We start from the raw sequence: 874 nt of genomic DNA, 5'->3' as shown, positions 1-874 counted from the left end.
CCGCCGCCGCCATCCTCGCCCGCGCCAAGGCCCGTGCCGGCGGGAGCCCGTCGGCATGAGCACGGCGATCATCAAGAAAGCGCCGGCGAAGAAAATCGCGGTAAACAAGGCTGGGGCCAAAAAATCCACGGCCACGGCGAAGACGCCTGTTGCACCCCGCGCCAGCAAGCGCATGAGCCGCGAGCAGGTGCGCGAGATGTTCACGCGTCTGCGCGAACTCAATCCGCATCCCAGGACCGAGCTGGAGTACAGCTCGCCGTTCGAGCTGCTGGTCGCGGTCACGCTGTCCGCGCAGGCCACCGACGTGGGCGTGAACAAAGCCACGCGCAAACTGTTCCCGGTCGCCAATACCGCCCAGGCCATCCTCGCGCTGGGCGAGGAAGGGCTCAAGCGTTACATCGCCACCATCGGCCTGTTCAACGCCAAGGCCAAGAACGTGATCGCCGCTTGCGCCCTGCTGGTGGAGAAATATGACGGCGAGGTGCCAGCCGATCGCGCCGCACTGGAAGCCCTGCCCGGCGTCGGCCGCAAGACCGCCAACGTGATGCTCAACACCGCCTTCGGCCAGCCGACGATGGCGGTGGACACGCACATCTTCCGTGTGTCCAACCGTACCGGGCTGCGCCCGGCAAGGACGTGCGCGCCGTGGAGGATGGGCTGATGAAGGTCATTCCTGATGAGTTTTTGATTGATGCGCACCATTGGCTGATCCTGCATGGCCGCTACGTCTGCAAGGCACGCCAGCCCGATTGCCCGCAGTGCGTGATCCGCGACCTGTGCCAGTTCAAAGACAAAACCGCCGCCTGACGCGGCGACCCCTCCGGCCGCAGGCGCGGCCCCCTCGTCATGGCGCCCGTCGGTCATCGCGGGCCGG

1 pseudogene is annotated in these 874 nt (G+C 66.6%); it reads left to right on the top strand.

Annotated features, from left to right (window positions below):
* The first annotated feature begins 172 nt into the window (after positions 1 to 172).
* Positions 173 to 807, top strand: a pseudogene (gene nth / locus JCM9942_RS17060) (endonuclease III).
* Positions 808 to 874 lie beyond the last annotated feature (67 nt).

Source organism: Stenotrophomonas pictorum JCM 9942 (genome assembly GCF_001310775.1).
Classification (GTDB): Bacteria; Pseudomonadota; Gammaproteobacteria; order Xanthomonadales; family Xanthomonadaceae; genus Stenotrophomonas; species Stenotrophomonas pictorum.
The sequence above is the reverse complement of the archived record's forward strand: the minus strand, read 5'-3'. Positions and strand labels throughout refer to the sequence as shown.